Below are 23,841 nucleotides of genomic sequence, written 5' to 3' on the forward strand. Positions count from 1 at the left end.
CCTCCATGATGGGAGGAGCGGGGTTTTCGTGTGATCTGCCTTTCATCCGTTAAGTATAAGCTAATGATTTCCAGCGGCTTGTAACCTGCAAGGAAAATCGTTAAACTAGGAAATGATTATCATTATCATTGTTATGCTTCAAGTACAGGTCTAAGGGTTCCATCATCATACAAGCTTCTTTCCCATACTTGCTCCTCCATCGCGATTTTTTAATATAGTATCCAAACCTGCTTGGTCTACAATCACAAATTTGTTATTGTCCAAGCTTAGCTTGTCTACACTCACGATTCCGTTTTTTAGCTCAGCTCAATTTTCGCTCTATCCCATCACACGATCTGGTCAGTTTAAAAAAGGAGATGTCTACTACAATGCGACAGCCTGATCTGAACGGTCCTATGAACTTAACCTATAGAAGCACTGAAGAACTCAAAATCGTTAAAGGCGAGCCGCTTCACATACATACAGCCACTGAGTATGCTTTTGCTTTTGTGATGCTGCACAAAGTAAAGGTGACGCTGAGAACCTCCCGTAAGCCCATGATTGGTAATGCGCTCAGTGGCGAAATTTTTCTGATTCCTGCCCATTGTCAGTGTAAGCTGGAACAGACCGCGAGTCAGCTAGTGACGATCATTGTCATCCGGTTTAGCCAAGATACACCTCAGCCGCAAGCCAAGGGAAAAGCGGATTACCAGCCCATGGACGTGCTGCTCTCAGAAGACTTCCATCCATTCCGCACACCGCAGGTCCGCAGCTGGATTCATGATTTTATGAGTGAAAATGAGTACGTGGGAACCGCGCTGTATTACCAGCTCCAATCCCATTTATACGCGATAGCTGCCTGTTATCTGGAATCGGTGCAAAAGCCGAAAGAAACGCAAACCGATCGGATTATTTTTGTCGAACAGGCACGTCAACTTATGCTGGAACAATACAACCATCCGTTGGATATTGAAGAGCTTGCCAAATCCTCGGGTTCGAGTCCTAGTCGTTTCTATATGGCTTTCAAAGAGCAGACTGGGCTCAGTCCGCACAAATATATGACCAAAATCCGTATGGACGCTTCGCTTCACCTGCTGGCAGGAGGGACAACATCCATTGTAGAGGCCGCTCACGCTGTCGGTTATCTCGATGAGTACTATTTTAGCCGCTTGTTTAAGAAGCACATGGGGATGACGCCAACCGAATATACCGCGCGTGCGAAGAAAAAAGTTGCTAATCTCAACGGTGTTTTTGCCGGGGATCTTGCTGTTCTAGGTATGACCTCGTATATATCGTTTGAGCGGACTTGGCGGGAAAATAATCCGGAGCTTGTTCTGGAGCAGCTTGCCATTGCCCAGCCGGAATTGATTATAAGCGGGCCGACCACGAACGAGTACTACGAGAAGCTTTCAGAAATTGCCCCGGTTGTTGTGCTTCATTGGAAGGAATATTCATGGAAAGAACGGCTGCTGGACATTAGCGAGGTGTTAGGTCTGACATCGATCGCAGAATGGTGGCTTTCCTATTATGAGTTGAAGGTGGAAAATGCCCGCCGTCATGTGAAAAATGTGCTCGGTAATGAACCGTTTCTTGTTGTCCATGCGGTTGAGGGCGGATTTTATTTGTTTGGAATGAAGTCGAGAAAGCTGAGAGAAATTTTTTATGAGGATCTACAGGTCACTCCACCGTCTCCAGCCAAGCAGATCAGCCTGATGAAGGTCGATAAGCTTGAAGAAATTGCTGAGCTTGATTGCGAAAATGTGTTGTTTCTGATGCATTCTTCGACAACTGAAGCCTTTTGCGTGGAGCTTGAAAATCAGTGGTGCGTCTTGAAGCCGAGTCGCCTCAAAAAACGGTGCCTGTTTCTTCGCGAATATGATTCACCGCTCTACAATCCGATAGTGAACGAGAGTCTGGTGGAGCAAATGGTAAAACAATTGCTTGTCCGAATGGACTAAAACCAGCGTACATGGCGATGTCTGCATGTGTACAAAATAGGAATATCCAAGCCCCCTGCAGAAAAGTCCATTCTCAGCAGAGGGTGGCTGTTTTATGATATCGGAGTGAGAATGATTATTACTATCACGATTATAAAATAATGGTGATTAGATCCTGCTGCACAACCGGAATGTTCCTATGATTGCTGTTGTTTGAGAATTTCTTTATTCTATAAGACATTTAAGGGTAGAAATTCGCAAACGGTTTATGCTTTCGAAGTCGCTTTCTTACAGAAAGCGTGTAGGCACCGCTACGCTATCTCCAGAACACTCCGGTCGCTCCGCTCTTTAATCACCATTATTTAATTAGTTTATCTTACTAGCACTTCAACTGGTTTTTACCACATTCTGGGGGAAGAAATATGAACTTAGCTGAGCTTTTAAAAGAAAGACGGTCCGTCCACCGGTTTCAAAGCCGCGAGGTTCCCGTTGAGCTTGTAACCGAGCTGCTTGATACCGCAGTATGGGTGCCTAATCACAAGATGACACAGCCATGGCGGTTTGTGATTGTCCGTGGAGAAGGGCGCAAGCGGATCGCGGAAATCAGTCGCAACAACGTGGGAAAAAGAGAAAGAGACCCGGAGAAAGCCAAAGAGCTCGGACAAAAATTTTACGATAAATTTATGGCGGTACCGACGTTTGTTGTCGTAGTGATGAAAGAAAATCCTGTGATTAGCGTTCGTGAGGAGGATTATGCCTCTACGAGCTGCCTCATTCACAACTTTAGCTTGTTAGCTTGGGAGCAGGGTATTGGCCTGGTATGGGAGAGCTACCCGCTGCTGTCAGACCAAACATTCCGTGAAGCCTTGGGCATCCAACCGGGTGAAAGAGCGATAGGCAGTTTACATGTAGGTTATCCGGAGCTAATTCCGAACGCACAACCGAGAATTCCGGCTGCTGAACGCATTACGGTCATCGATCAAGCCTTATGAAACAGAGATATTTGGTCATAGCAATCGTGATTTTATCATTGTGTTCGGTGTTCATAGGTGTGAAGGACATCAGTCCCTTGCATCTGCTGAGTCTGACGGAGGATCAATGGGAAATCCTGCTGATTAGCCGCTTTCCGCGATTGATCAGTCTCATTATTGCTGGCGTCAGCATGAGTGTGATCGGTCTTATTATGCAGCAGCTGACCCGTAATAAATTCGTTTCGCCAACAACGGCAGGGACTGAGGATTCGGCGCGATTTGGGATATTGGTTTCCTTAATGATGTTTACAACGGCCAGTCCGATGCAAAAAATGCTCGTTTCCTTTACCTTTGCCCTGCTCGGTACATTCATTTTTATGAAAATTCTCGACAAGGTCAAGTACAAGGACGTTATTTTCATCCCTCTGGTGGGGCTGATGTTCGGGCAGATTGTCGGTTCGACGACGACGTTTTTTGCTTATAAGCATGATCTTATTCAAAGTATTTCGGCTTGGCTGCACGGAGATTTCTCAATGATCATGAAAGGCCGTTACGAAATGCTGTACATCAGTATTCCGGTTGTGATCATTGCTTATTTGTATGCCAACAAGTTTACCGTAGCAGGTATGGGCGAGGAATTCTCGATTAATCTGGGACTCAACTACAAGCAGGTCGTCAATATTGGGCTGGTTATCGTGGCCTTGGTTACCTCAGTCGTGATTCTGACCGTCGGTATGATTCCGTTTCTTGGGCTGATTATTCCCAATATCGTGACGCTGTATCAAGGCGATCATCTCAAAAAAAGCTTGAGTCATACCGCCTTATTGGGTGCTGCCTTCGTGTTGTTTTGCGACATTCTCGGTCGGGTCATTATTTATCCGTATGAGATTTCGATAGGCCTTACGGTCGGTGTTATAGGTAGCGGGATTTTTCTGTTCCTGCTGTTGAGGAGAAAGGCTTATGCATAATAAAGTCAAAATTACGATTTTGGCCGCAGTCGCACTGTCACTTATCATTACGTTTATATTTATTCAATCCGGCACCAACTGGGGGTATGTGCTGCCCAGACGAGGAATCAAAATTCTTGCCATCGTACTGACTGCTGCTGCCATTGCGTTTTCTACCATGGTGTTCCAGACGATTACGAATAACCGGATTTTGACGCCAAGTATACTCGGACTCGATTCGCTTTATATGCTTTTTCAAACGTTTATCGTCTATTTCTTTGGTTCTGCGGCATTGTCGTTGATGAGCAAGCATATGCATTTTGCAGCTTCTGTGGGCTTGATGGTTGTGTTCTCAGGATTGCTGTACAAGATCATTTTCAAGCGAGAGGGGCAAAACATCTATTTTCTGCTGTTGATCGGCATTATAATGGGCACTTTGTTCCAAAGTGTTTCCTCTTTCATGCAGGTGATGATTGACCCTAATGAATTTTTGCATGTGCAGGATAAAATGTTTGCCAGCTTTAACCGGATCGGCTCCGATCTGCTTACGGTTTCCTTTATTGTTGTGCTTGGAGTAGCGGTGTATTTCTGGAAATTTGCCAAATACCTGGATGTGCTCTCACTGGGAAAGGAGCATGCGATTAATCTTGGCATCAATTATGATCATGTGGTCAAAAGATTGCTGATTCTCGTCGCTATTCTCATTTCCATATCGACTGCCCTTGTCGGCCCGATCACCTTCCTTGGATTGCTTGTAGCGAATGTGGCCCATCAGATGTTCAGGACGTACCGGCACAGCATATTAATTCCGGGATCGATTCTGATCAGTATCGTGGCTTTGGTTGGCGGGCAGTTAATCGTCGAGCGGGTATTTACGTTCACAACGACCGTCAGCGTAGTGATTAATCTGATCGGCGGTATTTACTTTATTTATTTGCTGTTAAAGGAGAATAAATCGTGGTAGAAGTAAGACGGGTATCCAAACGATACGGAAACAAAAATGTTGTCGATGATGTATCAGTTAGCATCGCCAAAGGTAAAATCACCTCATTCATCGGTCCGAACGGAGCAGGCAAAAGCACACTTCTATCTATCGTAAGCCGACTGATCACGAAGGATAGCGGCGAGGTGCTTATCGAGGATACCGAGATTGGCAAGTGGAAGAGCAATGATTTGGCCCGTAAAATATCGATTCTCAAACAATCGAACCATATCAATATTCGTCTGACGATCAAGGAATTGGTAAGCTTTGGACGCTTTCCTTACTCTCAAGGCAGACTAGGCCCGGAGGATTGGAAGTACGTGGATGAAGCGATTGTCTATATGGATCTGGTGGATATCCAGGATAAATATCTGGACCAATTAAGTGGCGGCCAGCGGCAAAGGGCTTATATTGCTATGGTAGTCGCGCAGAATACGGAATACATATTGCTGGATGAACCGCTGAATAATCTGGATATGAAGCATTCGGTGCAAATTATGAAGGTACTGCAAAGGATGGTCAGCGAGCTGGGCAAAACGATTGTGCTGGTGCTCCATGACATCAATTTTGCTTCCTGTTATTCCGACTATATCGTAGCGCTAAAGGATGGCAAGGTCGTCAGAGAGGGCACAACTGACGAGATCATCAGCTCCGAGGTATTAAAGGAAGTTTACGATATGGATATTCAGATTGAAACGATTAGCGGCAATAAAATATGTGTTTATTTCTCATAAACAAACGTTGACTCCATGAACTAACGTATGTCATGAGTACAAATAAAAAAACTTATAGAGGTGAACAGAGTGAAAAGAAAAGTATCCATGTTTGTTTGTATGCTAATAATTGCCCTTGTTGCTGCTGCTTGCGGTTCGACCGCTTCCAATGAAACTGCCAAAGCTCCGACTGCAACAACGCCAGCACCTGCTGCGTCTACACCAGCTCCAGCAGCTGCGCCTGCTTCTCCAACTGAGCTTACAATCAAGCATCAATTGGGTGAAGCGAAGGTCAAAACAAACCCGAAAAAAGTTGTCGTGTTTGACTACGGGATGCTCGATACTTTGGATAAATTAGGCATTGAGGTTACAGGGGTGCCACAATCGAATCTTCCTCCATATCTGGCTAAATACAAGGATGCCAAATATAAAAATGTCGGAACGCTGCAAGAGCCGGATTTTGAAAAAATCAATGCGCTGAGTCCTGACCTGATCCTGATTTCAGGCAGACAGAACGCTTCTTATGCAGAGCTGAACAAAATTGCACCGACAGTATTTGTAGGCGTGGATGCCAAGCGTTATATGGATTCATTCACCGAAAACTCCAAAATCATCGGCAAGCTGTTTGGTAAAGAAGCAGCGGTTGATGCAGAATTAGCCAAAATCAATGAATCCATCAAAAAAGTGAATGCCAAAGCCGCTGGCGACAACAAAAAAGGTCTGATCACATTAGTTAGCGGAGGCAAAGTAACCGCATATGGACCGGGCTCCCGCTTCGGTATTATCCATGATGTACTGAATGTGGTTCCTGCCGAGAAAAACATTGAAGTATCGACACATGGTCAATCGATCTCATTTGAATACATTGTTGAGAAAAACCCAGATTACCTGTTTGTTGTTGACCGTGAAACCGCTGTAGGTGAAAGCAAAACAACAGCTAAACAAGTGATCGAAAATGAATTGGTTAAGAAAACGAATGCATTCAAAAACGGTAACATTGTTTATTTGGATCCAAACTACTGGTACTTGTCGGGTGGCGGTCTGATCTCCACTGCTGCAATGATCGATGAAATTGATAAGGGATTGAAATAGTAAGCTGGTAAACAATAAACAGGAGCAAGCGGCGAGTAGCTGCATGCTCCTGTTTATTGTTGATTTTCTGTGACAAAGAGAGACTTGAAACCATGTATGCATCTAACAAGTTTAATTAATAAATTCAGCAACAGTCAAAAAGCGTTTCAACATGACTGCAGCTTGAGCCCGAGTAGCCTTCTTACTTGAAGCGATTGAAGTATCTGTTAAACCGTTCATAATGCCTGAGTTTACTGCTTTCGCAATTTCATCATGTGCCCAAACGATTTGATTGGAATCATTAAACCTACTAAGAACACTTTGAGGGTCGCTAGGTGCGGTACTAATATTAGCATAAACCATTGCCCGTATGATCATAGCTGCAAGTTCTTCACGTGAAATTTGTTCATCTGGATGGAACGTATGGTCCTCATAGCCGTTAATAATACCAGCCTTAACCGCCGCCGTTATACTGCTAGTATACCAAGCATCGTTAACATCAATAAAATTTGAAGATTTTGAAACACTCTCTATTCCTAAAGAACGGACTATTAAGGTGGCAAATTCTGCACGAGTAATATTTCGTTCCGGCTCAAAGGTATCAGCTGTGGAGCCTTCGACTACCAGCTTGTTAGCAAGAAGCTCGACATCAGCTTTGGCCCAATGGGCTGTAAGGTCAGGGTAGCTTTTGTGTAATTTAATAACGGTATAAATGCTATTGCCGTTACGCTTGATTGTGGCTAATGTTTTCTCTTCAGTTGTTGAGAACATGGTAGGAACAAAACTCACCTGGTTAGCTGCATCATTAAAAAGCACTCCGGTAGTTTTGCTAGTATCTATGACTTTAGGTATGAGTATGGAACGAGAAATGTATGTGTCACCGAGATTCACCATTACCTTCTTTCCATTTTTTTCAATGGCCTCGACGTTAAAATCGATTGCATCAGCTAGCAATTCACCGCCTGCCGCTATTACCGCTGTATGGACTGCATCTGCAGTTGTTCCAGACACTTTTGTGATAGATATATTAATTTTAAAATCATTAACATCTACACCAAGCTGCTTAGCCAAATCTTCCAATTTAAGTACAGAAAGTGGGAGAATATAGGAACCGTTATTATTTGTTATTGTAATTGTCTTTCCTTCGAAACCAATCAAAGCTACGGTAGGCAGCAATACTGAATTTCCCTCAAGTTTTAAAACTACTGTTCCAACTGCCAATGCATTCGAAAGACTAAAAGCATTTACGGAACCATCGCTAGCAACTGAAATTGTTGTAACTCCATCATTGGACACGCTCCCGCCACCACCACCACCGCCACTACCGCCGCTGCTAGTGGAAGCTTTACTGGAAACATACACATTGGCTGTAACTGTTTTCCCGCTATAAGTAGCATTAAGTACAGTACTGCCTGCACGAGAGCCAGTAATAAGTCCTGCATATGTAATAGTGGCAATAGTTGGATCCATTAATGTGAATGTTGTATATGGGGTGACATCCGACTTGAAATCATCGTAATATTCAGCTGTTGCAGAAACTGTAGTTGTCTCACCAATCTGCATTGTATAGCTGGAGGCATTTAATACGATATTTGGTGCTGTACTCCCAGATCCACCGCCACCACCGCCACCACCTCCATCAATTGCTCCTGCAACGCCCCCTACTGCACTATTCAAATTATTATAAGTAGCTTGATAGTAGTATCCGTAAGAATTTGTTTTTGTTTTAGGAATCTCGGCAGTGAAATCGAAGTACGCAGCACCGTTTACGGAAAGATCCTTGTTAAAAACGGCATGAAATGAAAGCAGAGGAACAGGTACAGTTAGCGGATAGTCCTTATATACGGAAAATTTGGCATTTACACCCTCCTTATACACGTCACTGCTTATTGTTCCGAAAATAGTACCCTTGTAAAAATCCGAATCCCTATTAATATTCACATAAGTTGCCGCAGATGCTAAAACGGGTAGTAGAACTGAAAGCAGCATAAATGAAAGTGTAAGTTGGCTTATCTTTTTGAATGAAATTTTCAATTTTTGATTCTCTCCCTGTAAATTATGATATGGTTTAATTTTTAAAAATTTAGAATGTAGAAATCAATTGTCATTTCTTAAAATAGACAAACCTCCTTATAGGTATCAGGAACTATGTATACATTACCATTTTACTATTTAATTTCCAATATACTACAAATATTTCATGTTGTATACAAACTACGGGCTAGTTGAAATTGAGAATTAATTTTTGCATAGAAAAAACCAGTACATCTGTTGTAAGAATTAAGGTGTATGTCTCAAACTTACCCTAACACTTGCGACAAAAGTCTGGCATGTATCGCTGCTATTATTTGGATTGCATTTTGGATCATTTAGCTTTTTTTGGAGATTCATTATTATTTTTATTGTCTTTGTTATCTTTGCTACTGTTGCTGTTTACTGCTTCATTTTTAGTTTTATTCTTGTCATTAGAATCTTTGGAAACCGCAGCAGTCTTCTGATCCTTAGCGGGAGCTGCTTTATCATTCTTGGTATTATCCTTATTATCAGTATCCTTCTTGGTTGTACTTGCTGTTGTTGGCGCCTTATTCTTGTCAGCATTGGAGGGAGCAGTTGTTGGCTTGCCGTTGTTATCCTTTTTCGTGTCTGCAGGCTTGTCTTTGCCTGATGGTGTTTTGACGGCGAGCGCAGCTGCTTTGTCAGCCTCTGCTTTGGCGATCAGGGCTTGCTTCTGGGCTTGTTCCTTATCTCGGGCTGCTTTCTCGGCTGCTGCAGCGGCAAGCAGGATAGCTTCCTGCTCGCCATTAATTCTTTTGCTGCCTCCACGCACGTAGGCATAACTCTCGGGTTCTTCAAAGTCGGATACAGGAACATCCTGCAGCGCACGGCTGACGACTTCCTTAAATAAAGCGGCAGGGTACCGACCACCTGTTGTTGTTAGATAATGATCTTTGTTCGTTTTCTCATATCCCAGCCACACGGCGGCAACAAGCTCAGGTGTATAACCGACAAACCAGGCATCCTTGGTGCCGTCGATTTGATTGCCATTCTCATCCTTGAATTCCGGAATGTCCGGAAGCTGAGTCGTACCGGTTTTGCCGGCTACGGGTCGATCCATCTGTGCACTTTGTCCGGTGCCGTCATTAACGACTTCTTCAAGCATCCTGGTCATCGTGAAGGCAGCACTGGGGTCCAGCAGTGGCTCCAATACCGGAACCGTCTCTGAGCCGACCAGCTGCCCCTTGCGATCCACGATCTTCGTAATGGCATAAGCCTTAGCCATATTCCCTTGATTGGCGAACATAGTGTAAGCTTGTGCCATAGCAAGCGGAGAGGTCCCCCTGCTCATGCCGCCCAAGGCTATCCCTAAGGTTCGATCCTCTGGCTGAAGTCGGAGTCCAGCTTTGCTGGCGAAAGCCAAGCCATTATCGATACCGATCTCCTTCAGCAGGGCTACAGCCGGGATATTGTAGGATTGAATCAGGGCATCCTCCAGCGTGACCCAGCCATGCAGCTGCCGCATGTAATTCATCGGTGTATAGGAGCCGCCAAAATCGGTTTCCGCGTCAAAGATCTTATCCTTCGGTCCGTAGCCCTCGCTCAGTGCTGGCGCATACACAAGAATCGGTTTGATGGCGGAACCCGGCTGCCGTTCATTTTGCGTGGCATAATTGAATTCACGGAACTCCTGCTTCAGATTGCGGGAGCCTACAATGCCCAGTACAGCACCGGTTTGCGGCTGCATCAGTACGATCCCGCTCTGTAACCCACCAGCATCCTCAGGGAAGAAGGAGGCATCTTTGTATACCTCTTCCGCCGCATTTTGAACTGTGGGAGCCATGGTCGTGTAAATATGGTAGCCGGAGGATAAAATCTGTTGTTCCGTCAAGCCGTATTTATCGATGGCTTCATTAATCACATGATCGACAAAGGATGGATGCTTGGCAACCTTAGGCTCCGTCCGAATGGCAAGCTTGATTTCTTCATTACGGGCGCTGTCCCGTTCGGCCTCTGTAATACGGCCCTGCTCAGCCATCAGACTTAATACAAGATTCCGCCGTTCCTTGGCCTGCTCGGGCTTTTTCACAGGTGAGTAGTTAGTGGGTGACTTTGGAATGGCAGCGAGCAACGCACTTTCCGATAAAGTTAAATCCATAGCTTGTTTGCCAAAATACGATTCTGCAGCCCGCTGCAATCCCCAAGCACCTTCACCAAAATAAATATAATTCAAATACAGCTCCAATATTTGATCTTTGGAATATTCATTTTCGATTTTAATGGAGGCGACAGCTTCATTGATTTTGCGTGAATACGTTTGCTCGGGCGAGAATAGCAAGGTTTTGGCAAGCTGTTGAGTAATGGTGCTGCCACCTTGAACGGTTTCCCCGGACTTCCAGTTATGATAAAAAGCTCGTGCGATTCCATTAAAATCGATGCCTTGATGCTCGCGGAATCGGGCATCCTCCACGGCAATAACCGCTTCCTGCACCGTCTTGGGAAATTGGTCAAGAGGCATATATTCCATCCGCGAATTCGTTAGTTCGGTGATAACGTCCCCGTTGCTGTCATAAAAAACCGTAGAACGCGGAGGCTCCTTACTGAGTGCTGAGATATCGATAGCTCGATATATATTCATATAGGAATTCCAGCACCAAGCGACAGTAGCCGTTCCGAGCCCGGTGAACACGATGAGAAAAAGAAGGGACAGCGCTGCGATTTTTAGTTTGATTTGAGTAGTCATCTGTTGTTCCCCCATATTAAGTTGTACTAGGGTTCTTACCACTAGAGGGGGTGGGCCAAACATGAAGGCTGGTTTATGGATGATTTGTAGTCATGAAAGGCTCCGCACGTTGTTCCTCATATTCTATATTGTTCGAAAAATGATGTCTCTTTAGAGGTGTAGTTGGGTACTTATCGATGAAATTCAGGATTCGAGTTTCATGCGCAGCTTAAATTCCTTTGGAGAGCAGTGATTATGGCGTTTAAACAGCTTGTAAAATTGCGCCATATTCGGAATCCCGACAGCCTCGCCAACCTCTACAATACTGACATCCAGAGTGAGGAGAAGACGCTCAGCTTTTTTGATGCGTTTGAAGTTGACATAATCGACGAAGGACAAGCCCATAACCTTTTTAAAATATTTAATAAAATAATGATAGCTCAGGTTGAGTACTGCGGATGCTTGTTCAATCGAGATTTTTTCGTCCATATGCTGCTCCACATAATCCAGTGCTGGCTGCAGGCGTGTCAGCTCATCCCGTTCCGAGCCATGCAGCATACCACGTGTATCATTTCGCAGAAGAAGCAGGAGCAAGCGCCGAATGGAAGCCGTAATGGCAAGCTCACAGCCTTTTTGATTGGTTTGTGATTCTGCAAAGATGTCCATAATAATATCATGTGCCTGTTTTTGTATATCGGCATGTTCACCGAACATATAGTTAAGAAGCCCAAGCGGGCGGCGAATTTCACTGAAATAATGCAAATACGGCATTGTACTCTCGTCAAAATGCTGCGCCAGATCAAACTGGCACACCAAATAATTAAGCGGCTCCGAGCTTTCCTTCTTGGTGCGATGCAACTGCGAGCTGCCCAGCACATGGACATCCCCACTCTGCAGCACACGTGTATCATGCTTCGTCTGCACGCTGAGCGAGCCTTCAATAATGGCCAGGAATTCAACTTCCTTATGGTAATGCCAACGATATTTCGATGGGGAAATGATCGCGGGGGATTTGCTCATGTCTTCACTTATGATGATCGGATCGTCATCTGTAATTCGCCAAATTTTCAAACGAAGTAACGGATTTTGATAATCGACCAGCTCATTATGAACTTCAGTTTCTTGCTCCGGCGCCATGAACATATTGCTGCTACCTCCAAAATTTAACCGATCAACGATACCAGTATTGGATAGTCGATTTGTTTGTATGTAAAGATTAGTATAGCATGATTTGATGGGGCGATGGCGTTTTTGAATAAAGAACACACAGTTTTGAGCATATCATTTTATGGGTATATTCCTATATAATACAGGTTATATTACAAACCAACCGATATGGAGGCTACAATCCCAATGAGTCAAAAGCTGCGTGTTACCGTATGGAATGAATTTCGTCACGAACAGGAAAATGAAGCAATACGTGCTGTCTACCCGAATGGCATACATCAAGTAATCGGTGAAGGCTTGGGAACTGAGCTGGATGTGTCCTATGCGACACTCGATGAGCCAGAGCATGGTTTGACTGAGGAACGTTTGAACAATACGGACGTGCTGATCTGGTGGGGACACAAGGCGCATGGCGATGTACAGGATGAGATTGTACAGCGTGTACATAATCGCGTGCTGCATGGTATGGGTCTGATTGTTCTGCATTCAGGCCACTTCTCTAAAATTTTCAAAAAATTGATGGGCACTTCCTGCGATCTGAAATGGAGAGAAGCGGGCGAGAAGGAACGTCTGTGGGTCGTATCCCCGGGTCATCCGATCGTCGAAGGCATCGGCTCCTACATTGAATTGGAATCCGAAGAAATGTACGGCGAGCACTTTGATATTCCAGCTCCGGACGAGCTGATCCTGGTCAGTTGGTTTGAGGGTGGAGAAGTGTTCCGCAGCGGCTGCACCTTCCACCGTGGACAAGGCAAGATTTTCTACTTCCGCCCAGGCCATGAATCTTACCCTACTTACTATAATGAGCAGGTGCGTCGTGTTATCCGTAACAGTGTCTACTGGGCTGCTCCGACAACTCGTGAATATCCGAAGTATGGCAACAGCCAGCCTTTGGAGCCGATTAAGGCAAAGGAGTAAGGTTAGCATTATATGACGGGGCTCTAGTGGCTCCACAACAAATCAGCTGCACCCGATTTTCCGGGCACAGCTGATTTTGCGTCATGCGGCTTTACGGATGTTCCTTCAGCAGAGAGGGTGGGGAGAACGATGGTATAAAAGTGCGATCTTGGTTAGCGTGCTTTCCGGCGTTTGCCGCGGTTTTTACTCGTGTTCTTGCCGCTGGTACGTTTACGACGCCGGCGGCGAAGCGGGGCGTCGCTATCGCCGTCCTTTTTCTTTTTGCCAAAGGAGCCCATCAATACCTTAACGAGCGGTGCCATCTGCTGTACGCTCTGGACCATCTTTTGCACCTTGCCCATGGTGTCCATGATGCCATCAATTCCACCAAGACGATCAAAGATCTGCTTCATTTGAGCGATATTGATTGCGCTGCTGGCGCCTGTTGCTGCTCCTGAACCGGCTGTACTGCCTCCGCCGAAGAAAGAAGCCAGCTTACTAAGTGCTCCGCCCCCACCGCTTGCTGGTGGAGTTGTTGGTGCTGCTTGCAATACTTGAGGCGTATACTGGGGCTGTGGTGTGTAGTTGGTGCCGATCCCCGGATACGGATTGGGAAGCTGTGTCCCCAAAGAATAGGATGGAGGTTGTTGTGTGAAGCTGCGGGTATTCACGCCTCGATTTCCTATAGGTGGTCTTTGTATGCTCACCGGATTCACATTCCTTTTATAGTTTGGTTATAGACGATTGCCCTTATGCAGTCTATGTGGTAGGCGAATGGATGGATTGGACTCCTGTCACGGGTTTTTGGTTTTTTTCCTGATTTTAGCCCATTAACGCATAAAAAGAGTAACGTATTGCTAACCTAAAGGAAGGATTTTTACTGGGCATGTCGAATACATCCATTATAGGATTTTAGAAGACCATCAAGGGGTTGAATGAGCATGCAATTGAAAAAGCTAAACGACAAAGCGATCGATCAGCTGTTTGAATCGATTTTGACATTAAAAGATGTGGAAGAGTGTTACGTTTTTTTTGATGACTTGTGTACGGTCAATGAAATTCAATCCTTGTCCCAGCGGCTGGAGGTCGCCAGAATGCTGCGTAAGGGCAATACATATAACCAGATCGAAGCCGAGACGGGTGCCAGTACAGCGACAATTTCCCGGGTTAAGCGCTGCCTGAATTATGGCAATGACGGTTATAAGCTCGCTTTGGAGCGCATAGGACGCTGAATCAGACAGATTGCTTGCTTACTTGGCTGCAAGTCAGGCTTGGGATTCGAAACAATCACTAGTGGAAGCTTAGCTACTTGATCAAAGTTCAAGGAATAAGAGTCTGACTTCGTACGAATCGGATGCTAAAGACTGGTAAGGTCGCTTTGCCACAGGATAGGGGGCTGCTGAGGCAGACTCCTTTTTTGTTGACAATGAATGGCTTTGGACCAGGCTTTAATGAGTAATGAACTCCACAGGATATAGCAGCTTATCACAGGATGCGACTATTGGCATGTTTACCTATTTGGGATGGGTAGATTTGTGCTATACTAGAAGAAACAATGGCAAAATTAACGGAGGGGCACCGAAGCGCTTCTTTTTTGGTACGAGAGAGGGGTGGGCCTTTGGTCACATATGGTGTATTGGTTATTAGCCATGGCTCGCGCAGTGAGCATTGGGTTCGATTGGTTGACGAGGCCGTCAATGCGGTGCAGGTACCAACGGGGATACCGGTGTTTTCCAGCTTTCTCGAAATTGTTGAGGGGCGGCTCATTCAGGATGGCATTACATATTTGGAGTCACTGGGCGTAACAGATATTATCGTGGTGCCGCTATTTATTTCCTCGGGAAGCACACATATCGACGAGATCAGCTATGCGCTTGGCGTTAAGCCTGAACCGATTCTTCCGACGGATATGACACCCTTTGCTATTCGGACCGTCATTCATTTTACAGCACCGATTGATGATGATCCTGTTATTGCTCAAATATTGTATGAAAAAATGAAGCCGCTCTCAGTCGCTCCTTCCCAGGAGATTGTGCTGCTTGTCGGTCATGGCAGTATAGAACGGAATTTTCATCTTCTGTGGCGCAGAGGTTTAGAGAAGCTGGCTTCAAGGTTAAAAGAGTGTGGAGGCTTTGATGAGGTGGATGTAGCGATGCTGCTGCCCAACCAAATTCCAGCCAAAATGAATCGTTGGCGCAAGCTGAAACCAGACCATACGATGCTGGTAGTACCGCTTTTTCTCAGTGAGGGATATTTTACAAACGAGGTCATTCCTGAGCGGCTGCAAGGATATAATTATCAATATAATGGAAGGTCGTTGCTTCCTCATCCGCTGTTGCCAAGGTGGATTGAGCAGCAAACGGCTCCTTTTTGGAAACGTAAGGATTGCAATATATGTGAACGGGTGATTAAGGAATGGCCAAACGTGCAAGATTAATATATAATCCAACCTCTGGCAGAGAGGAAATGAGAAAACGTCTGCCGGAAATTTTGCAGCAGCTCGAGCGCGGCGGGATCGAAACCTCCACTCATGCGACGATCGGCGAGGGTGACGCTACACTGGCTGCGGCTGATGCAGTCGAACGCGGCTTCGATATTATTATCGCGGCGGGTGGGGATGGTACCCTGTACGAGGTCATCAATGGCGTAGCCGAGAAGGCATACCGGCCTCCTATCGGCATTCTCCCGCTGGGAACGACCAATGATTTTGCCCGGGCGCTCAATATTCCGCGCAGCTGGGAAGGCGCGGTTGACGTGATCCTGCAGCAGCATGCGCAATACATCGATGTCGGCAAAATGGATCAACGGTATTTCATTAACATCGCGGGTGGCGGCTCCCTGACAGAGCTGACCTACGAAGTGCCCAGCAAGCTGAAAACGATGATCGGCCAAATGGCTTATTATATGAAGGGTCTGGAAAAGCTGCCTCGCTTAAGCCCAATTGAGCTCTACATCCGTACAGACGATAATAATTTTCATGAAGAGGTAATGCTGTTCCTTATCTCCAACAGCAACTCTGTCGGTGGCTTCGAGCGACTGGCACCGGACGCTTCCCTGAACGATGGCTTATTCGATGTGCTGATTCTCAAAAAGTGCAATCTCGCCGAGTTTATCCGCGTAGTGTCGTTAGCGCTGCGTGGAGAGCATTTGGGAGATCCTAATATTATTTATCTGCAAACACGTACGATCCAGGTCAGCTCACCGGATTACGTACAAATTAATTTGGACGGTGAGTTCGGCGGAACGCTGCCATGCACGTTTACAAACCTGCCCTCCCATGTACAAATCTTCGTGGATCAGAGTGGATTATCGGTATACAAGTAATTCGAGTGGGAATTACGTATATGAGCAATGATTTAAGTCGCACAAAGAGTCTGTTCAATGGATGAGTAAGGGTGAGCTTGCTTCACTGGTTTACTTACAATGGACAGGCTCTTGCCGTGCAAATGAGGAAATACAAACATGGAGTGAACGGATATGAACAGAAAGAATGGCAAGAGTGGCTATAAAAAAGATCGGTCCGGCAAGGATGCGAGTAAAGTGGGCAGCCCAGGTGCTCGCCTGAATTCGAGTCGGGGATTAAACAACAGAACTTCGCCAAGTGTGGATACAGCAGATTTGCCAGTTGTGAGGAACGAAGAGTATGAGGCCGAGATCGTCGGCATCGGACATGAAGGTGAAGGGGTAGGCCGCGTGAATGGCTTCACCCTTTTTATTAAAGGTGCGCTTCCGGGCGAGCGAGCGCTTGTTAAGGTGATGAAGCTGAAAAAGCAGTACGGCTACGCGAAGCTGCTGCGAATTGTGAAGTCCAGCCCAGACCGCATCAAGGCGCCCTGTCCGATCTATGTGCAGTGCGGTGGTTGTCAGCTGCAGCACTTAAGCTACGAGGCGCAGCTGCGCTTCAAGCGTCAGCTTGTCGTGGACAATCTGGAGCGGATCGGGAAGCTTAAGGTGGCTGGGATTGGAGAGAAGGAGGCTGACGCTAACGGAGGCATCGTCGTTCATGCAGCTATTGGTATGAACGACCCTTGGCGGTATCGTAATAAAGCACAGGTGCCTATCGGACAAGCTGGTGCTCAGCCCGCTCTGGACTTGAGCGGCAGTGGCGAAGCCGTGCCTGCGGTCATGGAAGGCGGCTTAGTTGGCGGCTTCTATGCACAAGGTACTCATCGTATCATCGATATGGAGGCTTGCCTGATCCAACAGGAAAATAACGACCGCGTCGTGTCCGAGGTCAAGCGGATCGCCCGCGAGCTGGGTATCCGTCCGTATAACGAAGAAACCCATAAGGGTCTGCTGCGTCATGTCGTAGCCCGCTATGGCTTTAATACCGGAGATATTATGGTCGTCCTCATAACCAATGGTCATGACATCCCGCACAAGGATGAACTCGTGGGCCTGCTTCACGCGGCGATTCCCGGCATCAAGAGCATTTGCCAGAACGTGAACAGAGAACAAACGAACGTTATTTTCGGTGAGCAGACCAAAGTATTATGGGGCGACGATGTGATCTACGATACAATCGGAGATATTCGATTCGCGATATCCGCGCGCTCGTTCTTTCAAGTGAATCCCGTACAGACGGAGGTTCTGTACGGCAAAGCACTTGAATTCGCCGACTTGAGCGGCGAAGAGACGGTGATCGATGCCTATTGCGGCATCGGCACGATCTCGCTCTTCCTGGCGCAGCGTGCGCGCCAGGTGTACGGCGTCGAAATCGTCGAGGAAGCTATCGACGATGCGCGGCGCAATGCGCTGCTGAACGGCATCCGCAACGTTCAGTTCGAAGCCGGCCCAGCCGAGGTCGTTATTCCCGAGTGGCGTCGTAAGGGCATCAGCCCCGACGTCATCGTGGTCGACCCGCCGCGCAAGGGCTGCGATGCGGGTCTGCTATCGACGATTCTGGAGATGCAGCCGAAGCGCGTGGTGTACGTATCCTGTAATCCATCGACGCTGGCGAGGGATCTAAGGGTGCTGGAGGATGGCGGGTATAGGGCGGTGGAGGTGCAACCGGTGGATATGTTTCCGCATACCGTTCACGTAGAATCGGTAGCTTTGTTAGTGAGGAATGGTACAGATCGCTGAGAATGCAGTGGTGGAGCGGGTTTGGGGAGTAGTACAGATAGATTAGAAACGTGAAACAGAAGCGTCAAAATAGTAGAGTTGACTGATTGTTGACGAAATCTATAGCTTTATTTTTAGAAAGCACCTGTTGATTAAAAGCAGGTGTTTTTTCTTTTTTTTCGAAAAGGCTTTAAGATGAGGGCAGATCTGGATAATCTAGATCCCCTTTTTTCTCAGGAAGATTTAACGATTCACTAACAATGTAAATAATATTAGCTCTTCGATATACTTCGTGGGAAAGTTAAGGTATTCGTTACTAATAGGGCGATTTGACATGGAGCCTCTGCGGGCATGATTTCAAGCAAAAGGGCGAAACCACAAGGGTTTCGCATGGCAGACTAGCCTATCATACCCGCCACTCCATGTAAAATGTCTATTTTACCCATGTAGAGTAGTGAGGAAGCATAAAATCTCTCTCAGTTAATCGGATGCCATTACCAAAAACTATATGTTAAATGGATAATATAGTTCTAATGTTCTATTCATAAGGCGACTATTATGTAATAATAGAAAATGTCAAATTTTGTAGTTAAAAACATGAAAACATATAGATAAGGCAGTTCCCATCTTAAGTCAGTTACCGAGGTGTTGTCATAATGGCACGATATATTCAAATTGATGATATAAACGTTCCTCACGATTTTGTAAAGAAGCATATTACGTTTGTTCTAGGAGATGTAACTACTTATGAAGAGTTCTACACTGAATTTCAAAGGTACCTTTTGCAGAGTGTTTTGACGCAGAGACCCTTTGAAGGATTAATGTTATTTCTAAATGGTGATCCAATTGATGAAAAACATAAAAGATACATAATTAATAACGTCCGACGAATATTCATTAATGAACAACACTTTAAAGGACTTGTTGGTGAACATTTGTTCTCATTTTATTTTCATAAAAAAGTGCGTGATATATTATGGGCACATGGTCCAAAGGGGCGCTCCTCAGCAGAACCAGGTATTGATTTTGTAACTTTTACCGGCGACATAAATGATAAGGATTCCATAAAAATAACTATATGGGAAACTAAAACTACTGAAAATACAATCTCATCACGAGCAAGTCAAATATATGATTTTTTTAGTGAAGATGGTAGTTTTGAGGAAAATATCGACAGTGAAATTAATGCTGTACAAGAGTTGTTTAAAAATGAGCCCAATAATTTCTTGAAGGAAGTTGTTGAGGAGTTGTTTGAGATCGTAATAAATAGGGAGTTCTGTATAGGAGCAACCGGGGTTTCATCAAATCTCACCTCCACTAATGATACTTTCAAGCAATTCGCGGATTGTTTCAAAAATGAGTTAACCAAGGAGCAACGATTAGTTAAGTTTGTTTTTGTTGAGTTGCTAACAAAGATTCTAGATGATTTGAGGGATAGAATATGGAACAAGTTATTAGCTCCTTAAATATAAATTCTCTATTACAACGACTCAAGGAATCCACGACTTCAGATGATTTTAAGGAAATACTTGAAATTTTAATAGTTAATTGTATCAGTCTTGATATTAATAAAAGGGAAGTTTCTGAGGAAACTCTTGAAAGAGTAATAACAAGGATAAGGCTATTAGAGAAAATTAGTATATTTCTATTTTCTGAATATAACAACGTATTGAGAAGTTATGATGAAACAATTATGAGAAGAGCTATGCAATTATGTGCTATTGCAAGTGAGAAGCTAGGGGACTATTTAGAACATGTAAGCGAAGAGAAGTTATCAACCCTTTCATATGACCAAATTTTAAATAAACAATTAAAAACATATTGGAGAGCTGCTGTTGCATATACACTGAGTGAAAATCCACCAAACGCAATTGTTATCGCAAGAAAATTAAAAAAGATTTTAGATAAATTAGAGGATAGTTTACCTATACATATTAGGAATTTATATAAGTTATCTTACTTCTTGCTGAGTAGGAATTTTATCAATAATATCCAAGAAAATATTTATGATGAAGATTTAATACAAATATTTCGACAGTTAAAAGAATTTATAGTAAATGGTGACCGAAAAGCAGCAAATGATTCTATTTCTTTGCTGAATCTGTTAACCGAAAGAAAATTATTATCCCATAAAAATGATGAATTTAGATATTTAAAGCATCTGAGGCACTGTGTTGATAAGATTATTAAGAATAGTGTATGGACTAACCTAAATGATGTTTTTTCAATCAACTATATACTACAACTCATTAAATCCAGTCCATCGGTTTTGGAACTTTGGCCAAACCAATTGGACATAATAAATAATACTGACAGTTTTCTACGAAACGATAGAATTAAGCGATCGATGATAAATTTTCCAACTAGCGGTGGTAAAAGTCTTTTAGCTGAATTTGCAATTGTGAAGGAACTAGAAAAAGACATAACGAAAAAATGCTTCTACATCGTTCCTACTAATGCATTAGTATATGAGGTCACGAAGCGATTAAGGGATAGATTTAGAAGACTAGGATATAAAGTCTCAAGTTCAATCAGTGGTTATGAACCTGATTTCATATTTGGACAATATTTAGAGGAAAATGTAATCGTTACTACGCCGGAGAAACTTGACATGATTACTCGGAATGTTTTCTCTAATGATATTTTGGGACAGACGTCACTTATTATTTTCGATGAGTTTCACAAGATTCAAGACAGGGAACGCGGTTGGCTGATTGAAGGGAATATTTCATTTTTAATTAATCATCCATCTTATAGTAATACTAGACTTTTATTATTATCAGCAATAATTGACAATGGCGCAGCCGTAATGGAATGGGTGGATGGTGCTGAACAATGTACTGGACACTTTCCAAGTGATTGGAAACCAACAGTCAAATTAAAAGGTATTGTTTCGTGGGAGTATGAGGAGGGTGATAATGGGCGTTGGTTAAACGTAAATGCAGATGATCCTTTTTATAAGGAAGGTTATAGAAATTATAGAGCAGCTGCAAAGATAAAATATCGAATTAGTGGGAAAGAAAGAAAAGTTAATTTATTTCGATTTGCAAGGTATCACCACCAAGATAATAATCGAGTAGATCGAACTAATAATATGAAAACTGAAAACTTCATAATGGGTGTAGCACAAAAGCTTAAAAACGTTGGTGGAAGCTTGATATTTTTTCATACTAAAGACGAATGCGAGAAGTTTGTCAGGAACTATGAGCCATTGTTTACTGAACGAGCGGAGCTTAGCCTAGAAGTTGAGAACCTCATAACATATATAGAGAAACGATTAGGTTCTGATCATTTATTGACAATAGGATTAAATAAAGGATTAGTATACCATCACGGTAGTTTACCAGTAGACATACGTGAAGCTTTGGAAGACTACTTTTTAAAAGGTCTCATTAAAATAATGGTATGCACAACTACATTAGTAGAAGGTGTAAATTTTCCAATACAAAACTTTATTCATTCAGGTAGAACTTATGCAGGACAGCGTACTTTAAGTCCTGGTGACTTTAAGAACATTGCAGGTCGAGCTGGGAGAGCATATCATAGTACGTTTGGCCAAATCGTTTATATTAACTTTTATAATAATATTATTGATGAACATTTCAACTACGAAGACTATTCTAATGATGTGAAAAGTTCACTTTTAGATGATGATGATTTATTTAATGCTTTAGATGAAATTGAAAGATTAGAAGAAGCGGAGCAAACAACTGCCTTATTAAATTTAACTTCAAAGTCATTTGTTAAATCAGTATTACTATTTTACAACGTTTTGTCGCCTCTAAAAGAAGACATATTAGGTATCCTAGGTAATACATTATTCTTTCAGCAAGCTGCCCCAGTTAAAAAAGAAAAAATAATGGGGTTTTCAAGAAATTTGTTTTCTTATTATGACTTACAAAATCCAGACGAACTAATTAAAATTCAAGAAAGTGGTTTATCGTTTAATACATATAGAACACTGCGAAGGCTAGCGACATTGGTAGTAGAGGAAGATCGCGGAAGGGGAGGTGTGATTGAATCTGTTGCAGAAATAATTACACCTGAAATCTACGGAAGATTACTATCTTTTCCGGAAAGTAAAAAATTCGATGTTAAGAAAAGTACATCAGCATCACGTGTAATAGTGATTGATGATTATAATCTTTTTATTGATTGGATTGAAAGTAATAAATCATATAAACAACTTTCAGAACAATATTTTTTCCAAGTCGAAGAAAATTACAGAATGTCACGTCTTGTAGAATACGTGAAGGATTTGTTTGAGTTTAAGCTCCCTTGGATCATTGGTACACTGTGTTCAATGGTTATTGAGACATTAGGAAATGTTGAGTTTTATATGTATCTCCCTCTCTTCATTAAATTTGGAGTGAATAATAGTGTAGATGTAAACCTTTTTAAATTAGGGCTAAACTCACGTGAGACGGTAAAAGATTTATCACAATACATTCAGACTAATACTACCCATAGAACTATTGATGAATTAAGGGATTTCCTTAAGGATGCTGAGCCGTTGATATTCTTAGATACTGAAAGTAATATTACTCCTTTTGAAGTAAGAAAGCTAATGTCACTTTCGAATAATTATAAAGAGATTACAGATGTATTTAATGAATATAATTATGTCGAAATCCAACTTGCCGGGACAAAATTTAATTTATGCCAATTGCCCGGAAGAGACTTATTGCTTTCAAGGCTTACGAGCGGTAGTGAACTAATAATAAAAAGAGAACGAGACAATTTTTATGATGAGAATGCTGTTGAAGTTTATTATTCCAATAATAAAATCGGTTATATACCGCGCAAGTATAATGAAGAAATTTGTTACTACTTAGACTTAAATTTCAACTATACGTTAATAGTTGAAGCAGTAACAGTTGTTGATCCTAATCGGTATATTGACGTGAAAATGATGCTATCGTTTGAAATGAATTGATAAAACTACTAATTAGCTTGGTCAATTTGCTTAAGAAAGATAGAACCACAATTTTAATGAAATTGATCTGAAAAAACTGCACGAAGTAGGGACAGCCAACCGTTATAGGGGGCTGTCCTTTTCGTTGACTGGGATCTAATCGTTGCAATTAATTTAAATGCATTATAGGGGACCTAGCCGATTAGATATGTCCGGCTGATAGTTAATGTAAAAGTTAAACGTTTATTTAAACTTTCCGACTTCGTAATACTTTCACCCTGTTCGTTTGCATATAAGTAAGCGAAAATACGATTAGATGGCCGATGTGTAAAGATAAAGCATTCCAAGATCATTGAGGCGCTTGGATGGGTTACTTCGCCTGTTAAGCGACGTGTCGTTGGTTCGAATCCAACTTCCGCTGAAGAGCGGAATAGCTCAGTGGTAGAGCAGTCTGTACCTATCCGACCTTTTTCCTCGATGA

17 protein-coding genes and 1 tRNA gene are annotated in these 23,841 nt (G+C 43.5%); 14 read left to right on the plus strand and 4 right to left on the minus strand.

From position 1 onward, the window contains the following. Window positions 1–368: 368 nt before the first annotated feature. The 6 genes from LRL21_RS34950 (at window position 369) to LRL21_RS34975 (ending at window position 6,621) form a co-directional block, all read left to right on the plus strand. Window positions 369–1,937: an AraC family transcriptional regulator gene (locus tag LRL21_RS34950; RefSeq protein ID WP_240420439.1), complete on the plus strand. Its 1,569-nt coding sequence runs from the start codon at window positions 369–371 to the stop codon at window positions 1,935–1,937. A 401-nt stretch (window positions 1,938–2,338) separates the two neighbouring features. Further along, entirely contained in the window at window positions 2,339–2,908 is a 570-nt protein-coding gene (locus tag LRL21_RS34955; protein ID WP_240420440.1) for a nitroreductase family protein, read from the plus strand. Further along, entirely contained in the window at window positions 2,905–3,855 is a 951-nt protein-coding gene (locus LRL21_RS34960) for an ABC transporter permease (protein ID WP_240420441.1), read from the plus strand. The genes LRL21_RS34955 and LRL21_RS34960 overlap by 4 nt, the downstream gene beginning before the upstream one ends. Further along, window positions 3,848–4,798 carry an iron chelate uptake ABC transporter family permease subunit gene (locus tag LRL21_RS34965; RefSeq protein WP_240420442.1) on the plus strand — a complete coding sequence of 317 codons (951 nt, stop codon included), beginning with the start codon at window positions 3,848–3,850 and terminating at the stop codon, window positions 4,796–4,798. Before LRL21_RS34960 ends, LRL21_RS34965 begins: the two co-directional genes overlap by 8 nt. Beyond that, complete coding sequence (locus LRL21_RS34970) at window positions 4,792–5,550, plus strand: iron ABC transporter ATP-binding protein (protein WP_240420443.1); 759 nt, start codon at window positions 4,792–4,794, stop codon at window positions 5,548–5,550. Before LRL21_RS34965 ends, LRL21_RS34970 begins: the two co-directional genes overlap by 7 nt. 87 nt (window positions 5,551–5,637) lie before the next feature. Then, window positions 5,638–6,621, plus strand: a complete 984-nt coding sequence (locus tag LRL21_RS34975) for a siderophore ABC transporter substrate-binding protein (RefSeq protein ID WP_240420488.1) — start codon at window positions 5,638–5,640, stop codon at window positions 6,619–6,621. A gap of 111 nt (window positions 6,622–6,732) precedes the next feature. Here the strand turns inward: LRL21_RS34975 and LRL21_RS34980 are convergent, their stop codons facing one another. The 3 genes from LRL21_RS34980 to LRL21_RS34990 all read right to left on the minus strand — a co-directional run bounded on the left by LRL21_RS34980 (window position 6,733) and on the right by LRL21_RS34990 (window position 12,460). Beyond that, a complete protein-coding gene (locus tag LRL21_RS34980; RefSeq protein WP_240420444.1) occupies window positions 6,733–8,634 on the minus strand; it encodes an S-layer homology domain-containing protein in 1,902 nt (633 codons plus the stop codon). A 331-nt stretch (window positions 8,635–8,965) separates the two neighbouring features. Then, complete coding sequence (locus LRL21_RS34985) at window positions 8,966–11,338, minus strand: transglycosylase domain-containing protein (protein WP_240420445.1); 2,373 nt, start codon at window positions 11,336–11,338, stop codon at window positions 8,966–8,968. A 183-nt stretch (window positions 11,339–11,521) separates the two neighbouring features. Beyond that, the gene (locus LRL21_RS34990; protein WP_240420446.1) at window positions 11,522–12,460 is read right to left on the minus strand and encodes a helix-turn-helix domain-containing protein; all 939 of its coding nucleotides are present in this window, start codon (window positions 12,458–12,460) and stop codon (window positions 11,522–11,524) included. Window positions 12,461–12,670: 210 nt separating this feature from the next. Between LRL21_RS34990 and LRL21_RS34995 the strand changes: the two genes are divergently transcribed. Then, the gene (locus tag LRL21_RS34995) at window positions 12,671–13,402 is read left to right on the plus strand and encodes a ThuA domain-containing protein (RefSeq protein WP_240420447.1); all 732 of its coding nucleotides are present in this window, start codon (window positions 12,671–12,673) and stop codon (window positions 13,400–13,402) included. A gap of 152 nt (window positions 13,403–13,554) precedes the next feature. Here LRL21_RS34995 and LRL21_RS35000 read toward each other — a convergent pair whose 3' ends face one another. Then, a complete protein-coding gene (locus LRL21_RS35000) occupies window positions 13,555–14,088 on the minus strand; it encodes a hypothetical protein (RefSeq protein ID WP_240420448.1) in 534 nt (177 codons plus the stop codon). Window positions 14,089–14,322: 234 nt separating this feature from the next. On the opposite strand from LRL21_RS35000, the gene LRL21_RS35005 reads away from it, so the two are divergent. The 7 genes from LRL21_RS35005 to LRL21_RS35035 all read left to right on the plus strand — a co-directional run bounded on the left by LRL21_RS35005 (window position 14,323) and on the right by LRL21_RS35035 (window position 23,781). Next, on the plus strand, window positions 14,323–14,613 hold the full coding sequence (locus LRL21_RS35005; protein WP_076235767.1) for a YerC/YecD family TrpR-related protein: 291 nt from the start codon (window positions 14,323–14,325) through the stop codon (window positions 14,611–14,613). Between the two features lie 386 nt (window positions 14,614–14,999). After that, window positions 15,000–15,818, plus strand: coding sequence for a sirohydrochlorin chelatase (locus LRL21_RS35010; RefSeq protein ID WP_240420489.1), 819 nt, complete (start codon window positions 15,000–15,002; stop codon window positions 15,816–15,818). Beyond that, window positions 15,797–16,705, plus strand: coding sequence for a diacylglycerol kinase (locus tag LRL21_RS35015; RefSeq protein WP_240420449.1), 909 nt, complete (start codon window positions 15,797–15,799; stop codon window positions 16,703–16,705). The genes LRL21_RS35010 and LRL21_RS35015 overlap by 22 nt, the downstream gene beginning before the upstream one ends. A 153-nt stretch (window positions 16,706–16,858) precedes the next feature. Beyond that, entirely contained in the window at window positions 16,859–18,466 is a 1,608-nt protein-coding gene (gene rlmD / locus LRL21_RS35020; protein ID WP_240420450.1) for a 23S rRNA (uracil(1939)-C(5))-methyltransferase RlmD, read from the plus strand. A 635-nt stretch (window positions 18,467–19,101) separates the two neighbouring features. Next, window positions 19,102–19,911, plus strand: coding sequence for a hypothetical protein (locus LRL21_RS35025; protein ID WP_240420451.1), 810 nt, complete (start codon window positions 19,102–19,104; stop codon window positions 19,909–19,911). Then, the gene (locus LRL21_RS35030) at window positions 19,887–23,381 is read left to right on the plus strand and encodes a DEAD/DEAH box helicase (RefSeq protein WP_240420452.1); all 3,495 of its coding nucleotides are present in this window, start codon (window positions 19,887–19,889) and stop codon (window positions 23,379–23,381) included. Before LRL21_RS35025 ends, LRL21_RS35030 begins: the two co-directional genes overlap by 25 nt. A 335-nt stretch (window positions 23,382–23,716) precedes the next feature. Further along, window positions 23,717–23,781 (plus strand) — tRNA-OTHER (locus tag LRL21_RS35035). Window positions 23,782–23,841 lie beyond the last annotated feature (60 nt).

This window comes from Paenibacillus periandrae, assembly GCF_022458865.1.
Lineage (GTDB): Bacteria > Bacillota > Bacilli > Paenibacillales > NBRC-103111 > Paenibacillus_S > Paenibacillus_S periandrae.